Annotated in this window: 15 protein-coding genes; 8 read left to right on the plus strand and 7 right to left on the minus strand. The window is 48.2% G+C overall.

The features are described 5' to 3' along the window. Positions 1-206: 206 nt before the first annotated feature. Positions 207-854, minus strand: coding sequence for a hypothetical protein (locus tag FVR03_RS15140; RefSeq protein ID WP_147922602.1), 648 nt, complete (start codon positions 852-854; stop codon positions 207-209). Positions 855-1,008: 154 nt separating this feature from the next. Between FVR03_RS15140 and FVR03_RS15145 the strand changes: the two genes are divergently transcribed. Further along, positions 1,009-1,890 (plus strand): ATP-grasp domain-containing protein, encoded by an 882-nt coding sequence (locus tag FVR03_RS15145; protein WP_255474234.1) that lies wholly within the window; start codon positions 1,009-1,011, stop codon positions 1,888-1,890. A gap of 423 nt (positions 1,891-2,313) precedes the next feature. Here FVR03_RS15145 and FVR03_RS15150 read toward each other — a convergent pair whose 3' ends face one another. After that, a complete protein-coding gene (locus FVR03_RS15150) occupies positions 2,314-3,192 on the minus strand; it encodes a universal stress protein (RefSeq protein ID WP_147922603.1) in 879 nt (292 codons plus the stop codon). 371 nt (positions 3,193-3,563) lie between these two features. Here FVR03_RS15150 and FVR03_RS15155 point away from each other — a divergent pair, with 371 nt between their 5' ends. Together FVR03_RS15155 and FVR03_RS15160 are read left to right on the plus strand one after the other, a co-directional pair. Continuing rightward, complete coding sequence (locus FVR03_RS15155) at positions 3,564-6,272, plus strand: hypothetical protein (protein ID WP_147922604.1); 2,709 nt, start codon at positions 3,564-3,566, stop codon at positions 6,270-6,272. A gap of 57 nt (positions 6,273-6,329) precedes the next feature. After that, the gene (locus FVR03_RS15160) at positions 6,330-7,217 is read left to right on the plus strand and encodes a ChaN family lipoprotein (RefSeq protein ID WP_147922605.1); all 888 of its coding nucleotides are present in this window, start codon (positions 6,330-6,332) and stop codon (positions 7,215-7,217) included. 287 nt (positions 7,218-7,504) lie between these two features. Here the strand turns inward: FVR03_RS15160 and FVR03_RS15165 are convergent, their stop codons facing one another. Further along, a complete protein-coding gene (locus tag FVR03_RS15165; RefSeq protein ID WP_147922606.1) occupies positions 7,505-7,858 on the minus strand; it encodes a HesB/IscA family protein in 354 nt (117 codons plus the stop codon). Between the two features lie 179 nt (positions 7,859-8,037). On the opposite strand from FVR03_RS15165, the gene FVR03_RS15170 reads away from it, so the two are divergent. Beyond that, positions 8,038-8,568 (plus strand): DUF7935 family protein, encoded by a 531-nt coding sequence (locus FVR03_RS15170; protein WP_147922607.1) that lies wholly within the window; start codon positions 8,038-8,040, stop codon positions 8,566-8,568. A 176-nt stretch (positions 8,569-8,744) separates the two neighbouring features. Beyond that, complete coding sequence (locus tag FVR03_RS15175; RefSeq protein ID WP_147922608.1) at positions 8,745-9,038, plus strand: hypothetical protein; 294 nt, start codon at positions 8,745-8,747, stop codon at positions 9,036-9,038. A gap of 158 nt (positions 9,039-9,196) precedes the next feature. Here the strand turns inward: FVR03_RS15175 and FVR03_RS15180 are convergent, their stop codons facing one another. The 4 genes from FVR03_RS15180 to FVR03_RS15195 all read right to left on the minus strand — a co-directional run bounded on the left by FVR03_RS15180 (position 9,197) and on the right by FVR03_RS15195 (position 16,752). Then, positions 9,197-10,285, minus strand: a complete 1,089-nt coding sequence (locus FVR03_RS15180) for an aminotransferase class V-fold PLP-dependent enzyme (RefSeq protein ID WP_147922609.1) — start codon at positions 10,283-10,285, stop codon at positions 9,197-9,199. Positions 10,286-10,417: 132 nt separating this feature from the next. Continuing rightward, a complete protein-coding gene (gene serA, locus FVR03_RS15185; RefSeq protein ID WP_147922610.1) occupies positions 10,418-12,310 on the minus strand; it encodes a phosphoglycerate dehydrogenase in 1,893 nt (630 codons plus the stop codon). Between the two features lie 329 nt (positions 12,311-12,639). Continuing rightward, on the minus strand, positions 12,640-13,776 hold the full coding sequence (gene bshA, locus FVR03_RS15190) for an N-acetyl-alpha-D-glucosaminyl L-malate synthase BshA (RefSeq protein ID WP_147922611.1): 1,137 nt from the start codon (positions 13,774-13,776) through the stop codon (positions 12,640-12,642). 69 nt (positions 13,777-13,845) lie between these two features. Then, positions 13,846-16,752: a serine hydrolase domain-containing protein gene (locus FVR03_RS15195; protein ID WP_147922612.1), complete on the minus strand. Its 2,907-nt coding sequence runs from the start codon at positions 16,750-16,752 to the stop codon at positions 13,846-13,848. 454 nt (positions 16,753-17,206) lie between these two features. Between FVR03_RS15195 and mutL the strand changes: the two genes are divergently transcribed. The 3 genes from mutL to FVR03_RS15210 form a co-directional block, all read left to right on the plus strand. After that, positions 17,207-19,030: a DNA mismatch repair endonuclease MutL gene (gene mutL, locus FVR03_RS15200; RefSeq protein WP_147922613.1), complete on the plus strand. Its 1,824-nt coding sequence runs from the start codon at positions 17,207-17,209 to the stop codon at positions 19,028-19,030. A gap of 25 nt (positions 19,031-19,055) precedes the next feature. After that, positions 19,056-19,835, plus strand: coding sequence for a rhomboid family intramembrane serine protease (locus FVR03_RS15205; RefSeq protein ID WP_147922614.1), 780 nt, complete (start codon positions 19,056-19,058; stop codon positions 19,833-19,835). 7 nt (positions 19,836-19,842) lie between these two features. After that, a partial coding sequence (locus FVR03_RS15210) for a rhomboid family intramembrane serine protease (protein WP_147922615.1) occupies positions 19,843-20,541 on the plus strand: 699 nt, incomplete at its 3' end.

The following is a 20,541-nucleotide window of genomic DNA, read 5'->3' on the forward strand; positions in this document are numbered from 1 at the left end:
TTTAGTTTTGAATTTTGAATAAGTGGATGAGTGAATAATTATATTCGCGGCCAAGTTCTGAAATTTTAACGCTCCAGCCCAATTATTCAAATAAAAACAGCCTTCCAACGGTTTTTGGACAAATTAAGGTCAAGGGTATGAACAGCATACTTTCTATTCACACACTCAATCAACATTCATTCAATCACTCATTCAAAATTCAAAATTTAATCCACATACCCTTCGTACCGGATCCGGCTGACTTTGCCGTTTTTAAGCAGGAAGCGAATGGCGGCAGGAGCACCGTCGGTAGAAATGGAAGTGGCTACAATTTCGGCATTGGTTTGCAGAATGCGCACATCAAAGTTCTTCAGCTTGTTCATTAGCTCCGGCTGGCTCATGCCTACTTTCATGTTGTTCCGGAGCGAAATGCCGTTGCCCTGAATATCGGCTACCTGTAGCAGCAGGTCGCCGGTCTGGGTGGGCGCGTACAGCTCTATCATGGAACTTCCGAAACGAATGATGTAAATAGTATCGGTAATCTGCGTTTTGTGTATGTTCGGAATGGGCTCTGCCTCAACGGTAAAATCGCTGTTGATGCGGGCAAAATACGCATCCAGCTTGCGGCTCTGGTCATAATCAGCCAGGAATGGGTTTCCCAGAAAGTCGATCTGAACTGGTGCTTTGGTTGCAGACTTTCTTGTTTTTAAGGTGTCAGGGCGCGTATCAGCTATATTATCTTTAAAATCAATTTCCTGTTCAGCAGAATTGGTGCTGCATGCCCCCGAAAAGGAACTGAACAGAAACAACAGCAGGAGCAGGCGTACAGAAGGCCTGTACGTGCAGCGGTGGCTGTTGCGAAGAAACTGGAACATGCTGATATTGCTAGAAATAGGGCGTGAGACTATACCTTTATTACATACGAGAATAGCACCTCTAAAAGTTCTAGCCTTATATGATTTTGTTTCGGATAAATGAAATGTAGTTTCTTTGGCAGCTTAAGTAAATTTGCAGCAAATATCAACAATTATGGCCATACAACAAATAGCGCTGGTAACTTGTGAGAGCCTCGGGAAATATACCGCAAATGCCGACAGCGAAGACGAGCGGCTGTACCAGTTTCTGCAGGCAAAAGGCTTATCTGTATCGTTCCAGGTCTGGGACGATGAAAACGTGGATTGGGACGTGTTCAGCGCCATTATCATCAAATCGCCCTGGGATTATTTCGATAAAATAGCGGCTTTTTATGCCTGGCTCGATAAGCTGGAAGCCCTCGGGAAAAAGGTGCTGAACCCGGTAAAAACTTTGCGCTGGAACGCCGATAAAATTTACTTTAAAGACCTTGTTCGGCAGGGGGTACAGGTGGTGCCAACCTGCTGGCTGAACAAAGGCAGTCGCTTTGAGGCAGGCCCTGTTTTTGAGCAGCTGCAGACAGATAAAATAATTGTGAAACCGCGTGTAAGTGGAGGTGCTAAAAACACGTTTGCCATTACCCGCGAAGCAGCAGCAGCACACACCGGTAAAATAAATGCTTTGTTACAGGAAGAGAATTTTCTGGCGCAGCCTTTCCTGGAAGAGATAAAAAGCAAGGGCGAGTGGTCGTTTATTTTCTTTGGCGGAGAATACAGCCATGCGGTTCTAAAAACAGCGAAGCCCGGCGATTTCAGGGTGCAGCACTACCTGGGAGGTGCTGTGCACACGCCGGCACCTCCCGCAGCCTTGCTGGCAACTGCCCAACACCTGGCAAACAGTTTTGCCGCCGAGTGCCTCTATGCCCGTGTAGATGGTGTGGAGCAGCAGGGGGAACTGGTGCTTATGGAACTCGAACTGCTGGAGCCCTTCCTGTTTCTATCTATGGCAGAAGGAGCCACAGCACGCTATTACGAAGCGCTGCAGCAACTTCTTAAATAGGCCTTAACCCTCGGGTGTTTTTAGACAGAAAGGCTTTGGAAGGGCATTTTTATTAGAATAATTGGTGTGCACAACGTGTTGAAAGACATTGATTTATGTAAATTAGCAAATGGGCAGTACCGTTTGCTATAGAATCTTTCCCAGTCCTTGGGTTGAGCGCCTTTGCAGGTTTCCGGTGCCGCGGGAGCGGCAGCCCGCTTGCGGGCAGGAAAGATGCAGCAGCGCGATGCCTAAGGACGAGGCCCCGCTTATATAGGGCCCCTTCCCCAGTCGTGAGCGCTTGTGAGTTGCAACGCAGCAGAAAAGCCAGAGGGCACCGGATCAAACAATTGCAAAGGAATTTAGAACCTCTTTTTCAAAGGCAAAATTTCCCAAATAGCTGTTTAGTCTAAAAGCAGGCACAACTGCAGTAGCATATCTTTTCTACTTCTTACTATGGAAAATCAGAAGAGGAACAGCTGCTGTTAGAACCAGCTTTTTAGCCAGGCTCGGGTGCAGAATCTCATCGAGCAGATTGCGCTCCCGGTTAGTGAGCGCAATTAGGTTAATGCTTTCCTGGTGCACAAACTCCTGCAGGGTTTTGGCCACTTCGCCTCCTTCGAGCAAAGAAAATTGGATGTGGGTCGAAGATGCGTTTTGTCGGAGCTGCTCCTGCAGGGCCAGCAGCTTTTCCCGGTCGTGCTCCTGATCATCAGTTGAGATGTGCACACAATAGGTGCTCGCCTGAAACGGCTGTAACAGCTCCAGTACCGCCTCTATAGCTGCTACGTCTGCCTTGTCGAAATCTGTGGCATAGAGTACTTTACGAATAGGGCCAGCCGCATACTCCTGCGGCACCGTGAGCAGCGGTACTTTTAAATCGCCAAGTACTTTGGTGGTAATGGTGCCAAACAAGGAGCGCGAAAAATCTTTTTGCCCTTTGGTGCCCATAATCACCAGCGAGGGTTTAAAGCGCCTGGCCTGTTCCAGAATCTCATCTTCCGGAAACCCACTGATAAAGGTTCTTTCTATCTTCACTTTAGAGCCAGAACGTCGGGCCTCCTCTGCTACCTGGTGGTACAGTTCGTCGAGTTGCTGCTGTGCATCAATTTCGTTGCGGTGCAGCACCTGCTCAGTTATTATTTCGGAAGGAGTAAGATCGGTGGCAGAGGGTAAAACAGGGTCTCCGTCGGCCAGGTAATCCTGAAAACAGTGCAGGAGCAGCAACTGCGCGTCTGGCACCCCGGCAGTCAGGTTCAGGGCATATTGGCAGGCAGCATCGGTGCTGTCAGAAAAATCTATGGGAACTAATATCTTAAACATGCGAGGCTTTGTTGTGTTGGGTTTTGTATACGAAGCTCCAGTTAGATGCGGCTGATTGTTGTTTTGGAAATTTGAATGAGTGACGGAGAGAATGAATGCCAGAATTTTAGATCAGCTTATAAAGCTACATTTGGCGCAGGTATTTAACATCCAGCCTGTCCTGAAAAACCATGGTCAACTACGTTATTTAATTAAGTTTAACCAAATAAGAAGGCAGGGTGCAAGTACTTTGCCTGGATAAGGTGCAGATTGCAGGCAGAGGCAGCTAAATCATAGCTGAATAATTTCTAATTTAGCAGGTGGCGCAGCACCATCAGTACCTGCTAGTTTTTATATTTTTTTATAATATTGTAGCCTGACTCCGCTTTAAGATGGCGAAACGATTTGTATTTTATTTCTTTGGGTTTGTGCTGTTGGCATCGTTGGCCTACTATGGTTTTCATCGTTGGAAAGATTCTCAGTCGAAGGTGAATCTGTGGACGCTGGTGCCCGAACACGCAGCCTTTGTACTAGAAACCAATAACCATACGGCGCTGGTAGAGCACCTGCAGGCCACTGAACTCTGGGACAGCTACGCCATGATTCCGGTGGCGAACAGGCTGGAAGAAAGCATAGCCTGGCTCGATAGCATTTCGCCCGGAACGGAGCGCCTGACCCGTTTTCTGGATAAAAAGGAAATTCTGACGTCGGTGCATGTGGTAGGGAAGTCGGAGCTGCAGTATGTTTTTTATGTACCAGTAAATACAGTAGGTGAGCATAGGTTCTTAAGAACTCTAACCGAAAATGTAGCGCGTAGCACATTTTTTAAAGATGAGTCGCGCGAGTACCAGGGCTTTCTGCTCACCGATATTCAAAACACTGCCACAGGTAGCAGCTTTACCTACTTCTCGTACCACAACAATATTATACTGAGCCCTTCGCCGGTGCTGATCGAAGAAATTGTGCGCCGCATTAACCGGGGCAAGCCCACCTCCATCGCCGCCGATTTTAAAAGCACCAATTACCTGTCGCAGCCCGATGTATATGCCAACATACTGGTAAACTACAGAGCATTGCCTGAGCTGCTGGGGCTCTTTGTAAGCAAAGACCTGATGCCACAGGTCCGGTACCTTTCGAGCCTGTGCCGCAACGGTATGCTGGAGCTGAAGCTGGAGCAGAACAAACTGTTTCTGAATGGTTTCTCTAACCCCGAAGACCTGAAAGACTCTTTCCAGAACCGCTTGAAACCCGATGTGCCGAAGCCGCTGCAGGTCCGGAAGTTTTTGCCGAACCGAACGGCGGTGCTCTTTCATTTCGGAGCCGGTCAGGTATCCAGGTTACGGGAGTTGCCTCGCGCAGCCGGTACTATCTACGCCACCACCCTCGATAGCCTTGCCCTCACCTTCCGGCAGGAGGTAGCCCTCGATTTTCTGGAATCTTACAACATCAACGCTAAACCCGAAAAAGTGGTGTTTGCCCAATCTGCTAATCCAAACCTTACGTTAGCTCTGCTCCGAAAGCTCAGTAACCAGGTTAATACGGCCCGCAAACTTACCTCGCACACCGAAAAGCACGGGAACTATGCCATTGAGCAGCTGAACATACCGGAGTTGCCGGAGCAGCTTTTTGGCAAGTTATTCGGTGGGTTTGAGCAGAGTTATGTGGTGCAGTTAGATAATTACCTGCTTTTTGCCGACGAGGTAAGTACCATACGCGGCGTGCTCGACGATATTGCTTCCGACAACGTCTGGGGCAAATCTGTTACGCAGAAAGTGTTTCTGGAAGAGACGCTGCAGGAGGCCAACTTCAGCCTGTTTCTGAACACCGTAAATGCCTGGTATGTGCTGAGCAAATATGTGGCCGACGATGCCCGTGATGCCCTGCTGCAACAGGCCTCGCTTATCAGGCGCTTTAACCAGGTGAGCGTGCAGTTTTCTAAAGTAGAAAAGCAGTATTACACCAGCGCCCTGTTTAGGAGGCTAGACAACAACGAACAAGGAGAAACCGGTTTTGAGGAGCTGGCGGTGGTGCCCTTTACCTCGCGTTTAGCTTCTATGCCGTACCCGGTGCAAAGTGTAAGCGACCGGAGCCGCGAAATACTGGTGCTCGACTCCGCCAACATGTTGCACCTGGTTTCTGCCACCGGTGATAAAACCTGGTCCGACTCTTTAGGGAGCGATATTAGAGGGGGCGTGCGGCAAATCGAAATAGGAGAAGACAAAAAGCTGCACTATGTTTTTGCAACTGCCAGCCGCATTCACGCGCTTAACGGGCAGGGCAAGCAGTTGGAGAATTTCCCGTTTAATGTTAGCGACTCGTTGCGCCTACAGCACCTGGCAGTATTCGATTATGAAGGCAACGGCAATTACCGCCTGCTCACCGACGATAATATGGGCAACCTGTATATGTTCGACATGCGCGGCAACGCCATAGAAGGCTGGCAGCCACGCCGCCTCGATTACCGCTTGGCTGCTGCACCACAGCACCTGCGCATTGGTAACCGCGATGTTATTTTGGTTTTGCTGGAGAATGGCTATGTGTATGCCCTGAACCGTAACGGCGACCCTTTTCCCGGTTTTCCGTTCAGTTTGCGGGCACCTATCACCTCTGCTGGTTTTGCCAGAATAGGCGGCGATCTTCGTAAATCGGAGGTAACGGTAGTAACACGTTATGGTGAGATGGTGGTATTTAACCTGCAGGGGCAGGTGCAGAAACGGGAGCAGCTGCTGCGGCCAACTAAAAGCGCTATGTTTGAGCTTGTGCCCGATAACCGCGAAAAATCTTATGTAATTGTGCGGCAGGACCTGGGGAGGGTCACGTTCTTCGATCAGGACCTGAAACAGCTATTCGACAAGCAGTACGTAACTTCGGCACCAAAGCAAATCCAGTATTTCCATTTCGGGGGAGACCGTAAAATTTACGCTGTTACAGAAACAGGTCCTCAAAAAACTTACCTCTACGACTTTAGAGCCGATCTTATCGGCGATCGGGCGCTATCGAGCCAGCAACCTGTCACCATCTCGTTTAACGAATCTACGGAGCGGTATACGCTGTTCAAGGTTTTCAGGCGGGACCTTAAAAAAATGAGCTTTAGGTTGTAATGCTGGAAAAAAAACATTGACTAGTGCCAGTCTTATAGATCTCAAAATTAAAGAAACATGGAAAAGCTATTACTCCTGCTTTCGCTGCTGTTCTTGCCAATGGCAGCAACAGTTATGGCCCAGCAAAAAGACAAACCTGCTTACCGGCTGTTCACAAAAGAGGGCAAGGCAGTTGATTATGGTAACATGCTGGCCACTCTGCAGAAGGCGCAGGTGGTTTTGTTTGGGGAACAGCACAACGACCCCATTGCGCACTGGCTGCAGCTGGAGGTTGCCAAAGACCTGCACCAGGCGCACCAGGGCAAGTTTGCGATCGGGGCAGAAATGTTTGAGGCCGATGTGCAACTGGTAATAAACGAGTACCTGGCAGGGCAGGTGCCGGAAAGCAATTTTGAACAGGAGGCGCGGCCATGGCCAAACTATAAAACAGATTATAAACCGGTTGTTTTGTTTGCCAAAGAGCAAAAAGTGCCGGTAGTGGCCACCAATGTGCCCCGGCGTTACGCAGCCATGGTAGCAGGTGGGGGCCTGGCTGCTCTGGGAAATGTGTCGGGCATCGGGAAGGCCTTTTTTGCACCACTGCCTGTGGTTGTAGATACTGAATTACCCGGCTATAAAAACATGCTCTCGATGTTCGGCAGCAGCACTCATGGTACTACCAAAGCCGAAAACATAGTGCAGGCGCAAGCCCTGAAAGATGCTACCATGGCGCATTTTATAGGGCAGCAGGTGCAGGCCGGAAACAGGATGCTACACCTCAACGGCGCCTACCACTCCGATAACTTTGAGGGCATTGGCTGGTACCTGAAGCAGGCGCAAATTAAAGCAGATGTGCTCACCATAACCACCGTGCTGCAAGACGACCTGAATAAGCTGGAGAAGGAGCATCAGCAGAAAGCCGATTTTATAGTGGTGGTACCCAGTAGCATGACCAGAACATTTTAAATTACAAAGCACCGGATGCGGAGCTAGTGCAAGGCTGGGTTCAGCTTCGGCTTTAAAGCTCCCCCCTTCACAGATTATGCACTCCAATTATTCAAATCAAAAAGGCCTCCAGAAAGGTTTTTGGAGAAAAACCTCCAAGGGTCTAAGCCTGGTTCAGGACAGGGTACTATAGTTACAGGCAACATAGCACGACATCAGGAAACAATGTGAGGCAGAGACAGACCGCTTCACACACAAAAAAGCCCGACTTTGCAGCCGGGCTTTTTTGTGTGTGAAGAAGTATGTTACTAGGCAGAGAAGGAGGTACCGCAACCGCAGGTGCTTTTGGCTTGCGGGTTGCTGAACGTAAAGCCTCTTGCGTTCAGGCCATCCTGAAAATCTACCTGCATGCCAAGTACATACATGGCGTGTTTTTTATCCATAATCAGGTTGATGCCTTCTACATTATAAATCTCGTCAGAGTCTTTGGCTTTATCGAAACCTAAGAGGTAAGACATGCCCGAGCAGCCTCCGCCTTGCACACCAACGCGCAAGCCATATTCTGCTGGCACATTTTTTTCCTGCATTATATTTCTAACCTCAGCCAGTGCTTTTTCGGTAAGCGAGATGGGGGCAGTTTTTGTATCTGTTGCTGTATTCATGGTATCGTTAATTATCTGAAGTGCAAATTTATTGAAATATACTAAATATTTTCTGTTCTTCCGGATTAGACTACGTTATCTAAAACAGAAGCCGCCTGTAAATGATTCCTGCCAATTAATTAAATTATTACGATATTTGGAGGCATTCCAGACCGAAATCAGATCAGAAAACAGACCTTATGATGAATTTTTTGTTAGTAATTACTTACATCATTCCTATTTTACTTGTAATCGGAGTAATTGTTTGGTTCTTGGTAAAGCTGGATGAGCACCTGAAAAACATGCGGCAGATAAAGATGCTGGGTGTGCGCCTGAGTAAAGATGCCATTACCTTGCCTGTTCGGTTGCACGCCTACGAGCGGGTGGTGCTGTTGCTGGAGCGCATAACGCCGGCCAACATGCTGCTGCGCATCAGCAGTTCCGGCTTTACGGCTGCGGAGTATCACCAGGTACTGCTATCGGAAATCCGGAACGAATTTAACCACAACATGTCGCAGCAGGTGTATATGAGCGATGTGGCCTGGCAGCAGGTAAAACAGACGCGCGAAGAGGTGGTGAACATGGTCAACAGAACCTACCATGAACTACCGGAGGGCGCTCGTGGTACCGACCTGGCTAAGCGTATCCTGGAATCGATTCTGGTATCGGATGTAGATCCGACTGCCGCAGCCATACAAGCCGTGAAGCAGGAACTGCGGGAGGTTTTTTAAGTTAGAAAGATTTGAGTTAGAGAGTTATGGTGTAGGAAAGACCTCGCAGCGTGCGCAGCTCCTGCGAGCGTCTGGTCAAAGCAGGCGGAAAGCTCTAAACCCTTTAGCCCTAAAATGTTATATAACCTTCTGAAGGCCATTTTCATTAGGATAATTTGAGTTAAGCATCGGCAGCTATGGCAAGGAATATACTCGAAGAAAGAAACCAGAAGTTCATGAGATTCTGGAAGCAAAAGCGGCAGAACAAATGGAAGTATGTTGCCATGATCGGTATTTTCGGCTTTATTATAGTGGTGCCAGGATACTTTTGGGGAATCGATTTTGAACTGGCTAACATAGAAGTGGCGAAACTCTCTACATTAACACTACTCTCAGCAGCCGCTGGTATATGGTACGGACTGTGGTCTTATAAGAAGCAGGAGAAACTGTATCAGGAGCTTTTAGCTGCTAATGATGCTGAACCGGCCTAGCCAGATTATTCGAATGAAAATGGCCTTCCGAAGCATTTAAGCTGATTTTCTGCCAAGGGTAAAAGGCTGAGGTGGCTGTAGGAGATAACCAAAAAAGGCAGAAAGCCAGCAACCACAATTGCTAGCTTTCTGCCTTTTGAGTTATAACGTTAACTTCTCTAACTTACAAGTTCCTTTAGCTTATAGACCAGCGCCTGCACCTGGCTCAGGGAGTGTGCCGGGAAATTGGCGATCCGGATCTGGCTTTCTTTGTAGCTGCCGTAGCCGCTTCCTACTGCCATGTCGAAGGGAGCAAGCCGCTTAATTACTTCGGAAGCTGGCAATTTGGTATTGGCAATAATGGTGGTAGCCGACCGGTGCGACTCCTTTTGCACAGCCACCTCGAAGTTTTCGCTGCCGGCAATATAATCGTAAATCAGTTTTGCTTTGGCTTCTGTTTCCTGGCGCAAAGTGTCTACACCTTTCTTATTCATCTCCTCTACCACATGGCCCAGCAGGTAAATGTTGAGCACATTGGGTGTTTCAGGTGTCTGGAATATTTTTGCCTTGGGCAGCAGCGACGGAATGCTATGGTATGAACCCACCGACAAACCTTTTGCTTGTAGCGCTTCGGCTTTGGCAATACAACGCTCATTCAAGATCCAAACGCCCAGGCCGGCAGGCAAGCCAAAACACTTCTGCACCGAAAAATAAACCGAATCAATTTTACTGTAATCAAACGCCGGGTGCGGCATAGACGACACGGCATCCACAAAAAACAGCGGCTCTGGCCCTACCTTCTCCCGCAGGGCGTTAATGGCAGCTACAGGCAATGAGGCACCAGAGCTGGTTTCGTTCTGCACCAGGGCTACCAATTCGGCTGTGGCAGGTACTTCTATCTGGTCTACTTCAAAGCCTTCGCCAAAAGCAACCTCGTGTTTTGTAGCTTTTCGCCCCAACTCCTTCGAAATCTCATAAAAGCGTTTCGAGAAAGAACCGTTCACCAAATGGAAACTTTCCTGCTCCACAGTGTTCTGAATGGCGCGTTCCCAAATCTCGTTGGCCGACGAAAGCAGCAGAATCTCAAAATTGTCGGGTAGCTGCAGCAATTGGCGCAAACCAGTTACGGCATGTGCATAAATATCTTTAAACTGCTGACTACGGTGTGAGATGCTGCCAATTTTGTTGGCCATGGCTGCTGCCATGTGCTGCGGCACCGTTGGGTACAGTTCAGACGGACCAGGTGTAAAAAAGACTTTATTTGTCATTTTGGTGGTTAATTGCTGATTGTTAATTGCTGAATTGTTGATTGCTGTTTAGAATAATTATCAGCCGTAAAGTATAACGACAATTTGATAATGTACTATAACAACAATCAACAATTAACAACCAACAATAAATTAATAAAGGATTCTGAACTTGATAGTTGCCGCGATGCTCTTTAACTCGTTTATCAGTTCTTTGTCGTAGGCTTTGTCGATATCGGTGATCACGTAACCGATTTGCTCGTTGGTTTTCAGGTACTGGCCCAGAATGTTTACATGGTTGCTGGCAAGCACGTTGTTGATGCTGGCCAGTACGCCTGGCACGTTGGCGTGCAGGTGTATGAGGCGGTGCGCATTGTTGAGCTCCGGCAGCTGTATGTTTGGGAAGTTCACGCTTTGGTACGTATTACCAGAGTTGATATAATCCATGATGCGGTTTGGAACAAAGTTAGCGATGTTCTCCTGCGCTTCGCTGGTGCTACCACCAATATGGGGTGTCAGGATTACGTTTGGCAAACCTCTTAACTCACTCAAAAACTCTTCGTTGTTGGTAGCAGGTTCTTCCGGGAACACATCTACAGCGGCACCTTTTACTTTGCCAGATTTAATAGCAGCCTCCAAAGCCGGAATATCTACTATATGGCCACGGCTCAGGTTAAGGAAAATGGCACCATCTTTCATGGCAGCAAATTCATCGGCACCGAACATGTTCTGGTTGTAAGGGCGACCGTCTACGTGCAAGCTAACAATGTCAGCAATTTCGAGCAGTTGCTTCAGAGAAGTACATTTGCGGGCATTTCCCAGCTGCAGTTTTTCTACAATGTCGTAGTAGTAAACCTCCATGCCCATGGCCTCGGCCAGTACAGAAAGCTGGGAGCCGATATTGCCGTAACCTACAATACCGAGTTTTTTGTCGCGCACTTCAAAGCTGCCCTGAGCCGATTTGTCCCATTCGCCACGGTGCATTTTTATGCTCTTTTCGGTAATGTTGCGGTTCAGCATAATAATCTGGCCAATAGCCAGCTCTACCACACTGCGCGTGTTGCTGTAAGGCGCGTTAAATACAGCTACCCCGGCATCTGTACAGGCCGCCAAATCGATCTGGTTTGTACCAATGCAGAAAGCGCCAACACACATTAACTTGTTCGCATGCTCCAGCACACGTTTGGTTACGTGTGTTTTAGAGCGGATGCCGAGAATAGATACGTTTTTGATGCGCTCGCACAGTTCGTCTTCGTTCAGCGCGCCGGCCATAATCTCTACCTGGTAGCCTTCCTGCTTAAACAGCTCTACTGCCTTTGGATGGATGTTCTCCAGCAGTAGCACGCTGATGCGGTTCTTAGGGTAAGAGATAGCCATTGGCAACTTATTCTGATAAAGAAACTCATCGAGGCTGGGCGCAATATGTTCGGCCTTGGCCACTACATTGTCGCGGCTGATGTTTTCGGTGAATGCATAAAACTTATTGGCAAGTCCGGCTTCCTTAATTTCGTAGTCGGTGTAGCCATCGCCTAACACGTACACATCGCCTTCCAGGGCTAAGTTTTCGAGTAGCTTTATTTTACCTTTATCTAAGCACAGCACATTGGCCTCGTCAAAACCAATGATGTTGCCTTGCTCATCATACGTAAAGGTATTGGCGTAAATGTTCTCTTCTTTAATGCCGTATTCGGTTACAATGGGTGTTATAAACTCCTTAAATCCGCTGGAAACAATGTAAATATTATCGGCAAATTCCTCGAAGAACTGCTTGTTGCGGCTAATAGAATTGGAAACTCTGTTTTTTAAGCGAGCAATGAGTGGGTTCAGGTGCTTCTGATTTGCCCGGAGCAAAGACAAACGTCTGGACAAGCCCACTGTAAAGGAGCTGTTGCCATCCATAGCACTGTTGGTGATGTTCTTGATTTCCGTCAGGATCTGATCTTTGTTCTCATCATCCTGCAGGGTAATTTCTCCTAACTCATCTAAAGCTTCTACCTGTGTAAATGTGCTGTCGAAGTCGATGATGAAGTACTTGTCTTTACTCATAAAAATTAGGCTGTATCCTTTTATTTAAGGGTGATTTTAAGCTGCTTTTACCGGGGTTTTGCTGCCCCTGTAGCTTGCAGGAGCCTGAGTGCCGGTTATGGCAGGTACTGTTATTAGCTCCTGATGGGCTAATAGGCTGTAAATATAGTAGATAAAAAAATCCGGCTACGAATAAAGTGCCGGATTTTTACTAGCTGAAACCAATTTTAGCGCTTTATTACCTATAAAGTGGTAAAACGCAACGTTTTCTGGTAGAAAAAATCTTAAAAACAAAAAATAAGAGTACTTATTGCGATATTAACACAAATCTGTTCTTTTACTTAGTAGTTTTACATCAGTGCCAATTGCTCATCAATAATGCTTTGGTAGTACTTTTCGTACTGAGGCAAAATTGTGTCTACATCAAATTCCTTGGCTCTGGCTAAGGCGTTTGCTTTAAAGGTTGGGAGGTTCTCGTCTTTTAAAATAATAAGTGCTTTTTTCACCATATCCTCTACATCGCCAACGGCACTGGTATAACCTGTAACACCGTCTATGTTAAGTTCGGGTATACCGCCGGCATTCGAAGATATGACCGGAACCTCGCAGGCCATGGCTTCGAGAGCAGCTAAACCGAAGCTCTCTTTCTCAGATGGCATCAGGAAGAGGTCGGCAATAGAGAGTACTTCTTCCACGGCTTCCATCTTGCCTAAAAAGCGGACATCGTTGCAAATATCCAGCTCGCGGCAAAGTTTCTCCATGCGGGGGCGGTCGGGGCCGTCGCCTACCAGCAGTAGTTTGGAAGGGATCTGGCGACGAACCTGGGCAAAAATCCTGATCACATCTTCCACACGTTTCACCGAGCGGAAGTTGGAGGTGTGCACCAGCAGTTTTTCGTTATTCGGGCTGATGGCCATCCGGAAGTGCTCTTTCTTCTGTCGCTTAAACTTTTCGAGGTTAATAAAGTTAGGTATTACTTTGATGTCTTTCTCAATCTGGAAGTACTCATACGTCTCTTCCCGCAAGCTGCTCGACACGGCTGTTACGCCATCTGACTGGTTAATGCTGAAGGTGACCACCGGCTCAAAAGAAGGGTCTTTGCCAACCAGTGTAATATCGGTGCCGTGCAAGGTAGTAATAACCGGTATGTTAACGCCGTGCGTTTTAAGAATCTGCTTGGCCATATACGCAGCCGATGCGTGTGGTATAGCGTAGTGCACATGCAGCACATCCAGCTTCTCGAACTTCACTATATCGACCATCTTGCTCGATAGCGCCAGCTCGTAGGGTGCGTACTGAAAGAGTGGGTATGTTGGCACGAATACCTCGTGATAAAAAAGGTTCTGGTTAAAAAAGTCGAGCCGGGCCGGCTGACTGTAGGTTATAAAATGTACCTGGTGCCCTTTCAGGGCGAGGGCCTTACCGAGCTCTGTGGCTACCACACCGCTACCACCAAAGGTAGGATAACAGACAATGCCAATTCTCATAGAAATTTCTGGTCTATAAATAACAAAGCGCAGCTCTAGTGGCTGCGCTTTTATAAAAAGTGTAAACTATTATGTTTTAGGAACAATGGACCTGTACACCACATCATGTATACGTGTACGGATATTATACTTCACTAGCTTGGTGTTTCCGGCATCCGGGTAAACCCTGTTCGACAGAAACACATAAATTAATTTATTCTCAGGGTCGACCCAGGTGCAGGTGCCTGTAAAACCGGTATGGCCAAAGGTGCTGAGCGATGCCATATCGGAAGTCGGACCGTTACCATCTGCCTCCGGCTTGTCCCAGCCGAGGCCACGGCGGCTTTTAGCTAATTGCTTTTTAGAAAACTCTGGCACCACATTCGTTTTAAAGTATTTATGTCCGCCATACGAACCATTTTGCAGGTTCATTTGCATGAGTATAGCCAGGTCGTTAGCATTTGAGAACAATCCGGCATGGCCGCCTATGCCACCCATCATGGCAGCACCCTGGTCATGCACGGTACCCCATATCAGGTTTTTGCGGAAGTAGTTATCGTCTTCGGTCGGGGCAATAGCCTCGCGCGGGTGCTTGAGCAGCGGGGTGTAGCCCATGGTGCTTAAACCAAGCGGTGCATAAAAGTTCTGATCCAGAAACTCGTTTATTGGCTGGTTGAGCAGTCGCTCCGACATACGTTTTAAAATATAAAAGCCTAAGTCGCTGTATTTATACTCAAATGTTTTTTCGCCTTTCTTTTTCTGCAGCAAAGGCGAGCGCACGGTCCAGGCCCAGAGCGAGTCTTCCATCGATTTAATAGAGTACACCCCCGGAATTACCTCATTCGGGAAAACATCGGTTTGGGTACTGGCATAAAACGTCTGGTTGAGTGTCTTTTTAGAGTCCAAGGTTTTCTGCCAGTGCGCCAGCGTAGACTGTAAGCCGGCATGGTGCGTGAGCAGGTCCCGGATAATCAGGCCTTCTTTGTTTGTGCCTTTTAACTCAGGCAGGTACGTCGATATCTTTTCGTCGAGCTTTACTTTGCCCTGGTCTTTGAGGAACATAACAGCTTGCAGGGTAGCGCCAACTTTGGTGATAGAGGCGATATCATACACCGTGTTGTTGGTAACAGCCGTTTCTTTCTCGTAGGTGTAGTGGCCATACGACTTGTTAAAAACTACAGTGCCATCTTTCACCACCAGCACCTGGCAGCCTGGTGTGGCAGCATAGGCAATGGCTTCGAGCGCAATGTTATCGATCTGCTGCAGTTTTTTGGAGTCCATGCCTACGCTTTCCGGCACGCCGTATTTCAGGCGATCTATGGCGGCAGTAGTAACGCCGGTGCCTGCTTTAAAAGTAGCAGAGGCCGTTACCGGCAGTTTGCCGGTAGCCGCACGCGCACCAAACAGCACCTGCGGCACAAACAACTGCGACACGGCATTGTCTTCGTAACCGCATAACAGGTAGTCGCTGCCTTCAAAAAATTTCAGGCTATAGGCGTTGCCCATAACAGCTACCACCACTTTTTTGTCGGTGCGCTCCTGCAGAAACTTTATAAAGGCACGCGTGCCCACCCCAATTCCGAAATTATTGGAAGCGGTAAAGTTCATGTTGTGGATGCTTACGACCACAACGTTGTGGTCGTGGAGCTGCGGAATAATTTTGTAAAAGGCTGAATCAGGTGCCAGGCGGTTCGGGATAACGAAATTAGTAACAGGAGCATAATTGCTGATCGTTTTCTGGAACACATTATCGGCTGGTGCTCCCACCGCCACAGAAGCTATGTTCATGGTGTCGAGGTTGCGGAATGGCAGGAAGGAGTTTTTGTTCTGCACCACCGTAACCGAGTGCTCATAAAGCTGCTCCTGCACCACCTTACTCATGGGCCGGTCAATTTCTGCCTGCAGGTTCTCCATTGGCACCGGCTTATACCTGTTCAGCCCTACCCAATACTTAGAATGGAGAATTTTTCTTACGCGCTGGTATACCTCCTCCTCCTGGAGCTGACCTTTGGCGAGTGCCTGCTTAATTTCTTTGGTGGCTGTAGGAACATCTTCAGAAAATAGCAGAATATCGTTACCTGCAATAAGCGCTTTTACATCTACTTCGCCGGGTTTATAATATTTGCTCACACCTTTCATGTTCAGGGCATCTGTAAATACAAGCCCTTTGTATTTCATCTTTTCCTTCAGGAGCGTAGTAACCAGGGGGTAAGAGAGGGTGCTGGCCAGGTTTTTTGTAGAGTCTATTTTAGGGAGATACAAGTGTGCTACCATCACGCCCATTACACCGGCATCAAACGATTTTTTAAACGGGTACAACTCTACCTCCGTCAGGCGCTGCAGGTTGTGCGGCACAATGGGCAGGGCCAGGTGTGAGTCGGTGTCGGTGTCGCCGTGGCCGGGAAAGTGCTTGGCAACGGCAATAATGCCATGGTCCTGCAGACCTTTTATATAGGCAATGCCACGGCGGGTAACTTCCTCTTTAGACTCGCCAAAAGAACGGTTGCCGATAACAGGGTTGGCCGGATTTACGTTTACGTCCATTACCGGCGAAAAGCTAACGTTTACACCAAGGCGTTTCATTTTCAGGGCTATTTCGCGGCCCATAAGGTACACGTATTTTTCGTCGTCGAGGGCACCCAGGGTCATTTGCTTGGCAAAGTTCATGCTGCTGTCGAGGCGCATGCTCAGGCCCCACTCGGCATCCATGGCTACTAGCAGCGGCAACCTTGCCTGCGATTGGTACCGGTTGGTAAGTTTCGCCTGGCGAACCGGCCCCCCTTGCAGGAACATGAGGCCACCAATGCCCCAGCGGCTCACCAGTGTGTCGAGTTCGCGGTAATGTTTTTCGTCTTTGTTAGAGTAAGCCGCCACCATAAACAGCTGCCCGAGGCGCTGGTCCGGCGTCATGGAGTTAAAGACGCTGTCTACCCAACTTTTCTCGGCTGTGCTCACTACAATATCTTCCGATGGCTTCAGGGCCATCAGTGAGCTCATTCCGAAGAACGCAAGTATTAACAATCCTAAACTGAAACTCTTCAACATCCTACTCGGCTATTTATACTATTGGAACAAGTCGAAATTAAGTCTATTTTTGCAGAAGGCAGCACGTAGAGATCAAAAAAAAATGCTGTTCCGCACAAACCGATCAACGAATAAATGTAAATCCTGCCTGGCGTGGTGCAGACCTTTGGTCAGGAGCCGCAACAGGTGCAAAAACCGCTTTGCCACTGAAAATATACAGATTTCGCTGCATACAAGCAAAGGGCAATAGCACCAGGTTTAACTTCAGGATGATAATCTAAATCTTTAATCGGTCTGTAAATTAATAATAATTTTAATTCTGAATAAGTTCTGTTTTAGATAAAATAGTCTACACAAAAATAAGGCCGTATTAAAAGCCAGTTTGTTTTAGAACCAGAATACGTTCAGATAGAAGCATAAGAACCGGATGCCCGATATTATAAATTTATTGCCTGACTACCTTGCCAACCAGATCGCTGCCGGAGAAGTAGTGCAACGGCCGGCATCGGTGGTGAAGGAGCTGCTAGAGAATGCCATAGACGCAAAAGCAACCAGCATACAACTGATTGTGAAAGATGCCGGAAAGCAGCTGGTGCAGGTGGTGGACAATGGTTCCGGCATGTCTGAAACAGATGCCCGCATGTGCCTGGAGCGCCATGCCACCTCTAAAATAAATTCTACTGAAGACCTTTTCCGAATCCGGACCATGGGGTTCAGGGGAGAGGCGATGGCCTCTATTGCGGCAGTGGCGCAGGTGGAGCTGAAAACCAAGCCTCACGGCGCTGAGGCAGGTACCCGCCTGCTCGTAGAAGGCTCTGCCCTGGTAAGCCAGGAGCCTGCAGCAGTGCCGGAAGGAACCTCCGTGGCTGTTAAGAACCTGTTTTACAACGTGCCAGCCCGCCGTAACTTCTTGAAAACTAATGCGGTGGAAATGCGCCATATACTCGATGAGTTTCAGCGGGTGGCGCTGGCGTATCCGCAGGTGAGCATGACGTTGTTCCATAATGACCTGGAAGTCTTCAATTTGCCTGCCACTAAGCTAAGCCAGCGTATTGTGGGCATGTTTGGCAACAACTACAAAGAGCAGATGGCTTATTGCGAGGAAGATACCTCGTTCCTGAACGTGCGTGGCTACATTGGCAAGCCGGAATTCGCAAAAAAAACCAGGGGAGAGCAATTTTTCTTTGTAAACAACCGCTTTATAAAGAGTGGCTACTTGAACCATGCCGTTATGAGGGCTTTCGAGGGCTTACTGCCAAAAGACAGCCATCCTTTTTATGTGCTTTTTATTGATATAGAGCCAGAAAAGATAGATATTAACGTGCACCCCACCAAAACCGAGATTAAGTTCGAGGATGAGAAAACGGTGTACGCCATCGTGCATGCCGCTGTCAGGAAAGCACTAGGTACACACAATATTGCCCCATCGCTCGATTTTGATGGTGATGTGAACTTCGCGCCGCTGCAGCCTATCCGAATGCAGCCTGGCCTTAATGAGTTTGAGAAAGATGCGGGGTTTCCCGGTTTCAGTGCGCCATCGTTTGCTCCTAAACGCATGAAATCGGATGGGTGGGAAAGTTTGTACGAGGTGGCCCGTGAGCAGCCACGAAGGGAAACCCAACTTGCTGAAACACCAGAAAACAGCGGACTGCTCGACGAGGCTTTTGCCCATGTGCCGGCTGCTACGAACAAAGCGCTCCAGATTCACCAGAAATACCTGCTGGTGCAGGTAAAGTCGGGGGTGATGATAATAGACCAGCAGGCGGCGCAAGAGCGGATACTGTATGAAAAATACATTGGCTCCATGCAGAAAAAGACCGGAGCCTCGCAGGCACTGCTGTTTCCGCAGACTGTAGATTTATCGCCGGGCGATGCGGTGCTGATAAAAGAATTGGCGGCTGAGTTTAAAGACATGGGCTTTCAGTTTGAAGAGTTTGGAGGTAACACCATTATTCTGAACGGCATACCGGCCGATGTGCAGGCTGCTGATGAAAAAGAACTGCTGGAAGAACTGATAGAACAGTACAAAAACAACGCGACCTCCATGAAACTTGACCGGCGTGAGAACCTGGCGCGTGCCATGGCTAAGCGGCTGGCATCAAGGCTGCCGTTCCGGATGTCGGACCTGGAAATGAATTCGCTTGTAGACAAACTTTTTGCCTGCCAGGTGCCTAACTACACACCTGGCGGACAAAAAACATTAGTGATTATGGAGCTTGGCCAGCTGCACGATCTGTTTCTGAAAGGCTGATTTTTTACTTTGAAGCGCATAACACATGTTTAACATAACCCCGATGGTCAGGAACATCCTGATCATTAATGTGGTCGTATTTATACTCCAGGACAGGCTTTTTGCCACAGGGCAGCTTGCCTTGTACCATTTCGGTTCCAATTACTTTCAGCCAGTGCAGCTGTTCACGCACATGTTCATGCATGGCAGCTGGGGGCATTTGTTCAGCAACATGTTCAGCTTGTTTATCTTCGGGCCCTTGCTGGAGAGGTTCTGGGGGCCGCAGCGCTTCCTGGCTTTTTATCTGATTACGGGCCTGGGAGCCAGTTTGCTGTATTCCGGTGTACGGGCGTACGAACTCAACGAGCTATACTCCGATACTGTACGCTACCTGGAGGCACCTTCTCCTGCAGGTTTTAACCAATACATGAACGACCACCTGGGCGAGGGCTCCGGCCAAGGGTTGGTAGAAGCATACGCCCGAAACGACGACAACCCCAGCTACATAGAAAAAAGCAAAGAAGTGGTGCGCACCGTCTACGACAGGGTGTTTAATACACCTCTGGTAGGCGCGTCTGGTGCCGTTTTTGGCATTTTGATGGCTTTTGGTATGCTCTTTCCGAACATGGAGCTTTTCCTCATATTTTTCCCGATGCCGATAAAGGCAAAGTATTTCGTGCTGCTCTACGGGGCTTTTGAATTATATTCAGGCTTTAACCGGGTGCCAGGCGATAATGTGGCCCATTTTGCGCATCTGGGAGGTATGCTGTTTGCGTATATACTCATAAAAATGTGGCAAAGGAACAATTTCCGCGACAATTTCTAAAACTACAATGAACATCCTCGAAGATATAAAACAAGCTTTTCGTGAGCCAAATAACACGCTGAAGCAGCTTATCCTGATTAACGTTATTGTTTTTGTGGTGCTCATTGTCATGCGGCTCATTGTCACATACACAGTAGGGCCACAAGTGTATGGTTTGCTATTATCATACATCGCGCTGCCATCTTACCTGCACTCGCTCCTGATAAAGCCCTGGACGCTGATTACGTACTTTTTTACGCACGAAGGTTTTCTGCACATCATCTTTAACATGCTGAACCTGTACTGGTTCGGGCAGCTGGTGCGGGAGTACCTCGGCGACAAAAAGCTACTGAGTTTGTATGTGTATGGCGGCTTGGTAGGCGGTATTCTGTTTGTGCTGATGTATAACCTGATACCTTATTTATCGGTGTACCTTGGCAGACCCATGATCGGGGCATCGGCCAGTGTGCTTGCTATTGTGGTAGGAGCAGCTACTCTATTGCCCAACTTCACCTTTAACTTGATTTTGATTGGGCCGGTGCGTATAAAGTATATAGCCTTGTTCCTGGTTATTTTGTCTATTTCGGGAGCCGTAGGCGATAATGCAGGGGGTAACATTGCCCACCTTGGTGGTGCTGTTTTAGGTTGGCTATTTGTGAAACAGCTGCAGAATGGCCGTGATATGGGCCGCCCGCTGCATGCCTTCCTCGATTTTATAACCAACCTC

The sequence above is a fragment of the Pontibacter qinzhouensis genome, assembly GCF_008017455.1.
In the GTDB taxonomy this organism is placed as follows: Bacteria; Bacteroidota; Bacteroidia; order Cytophagales; family Hymenobacteraceae; genus Pontibacter; species Pontibacter qinzhouensis.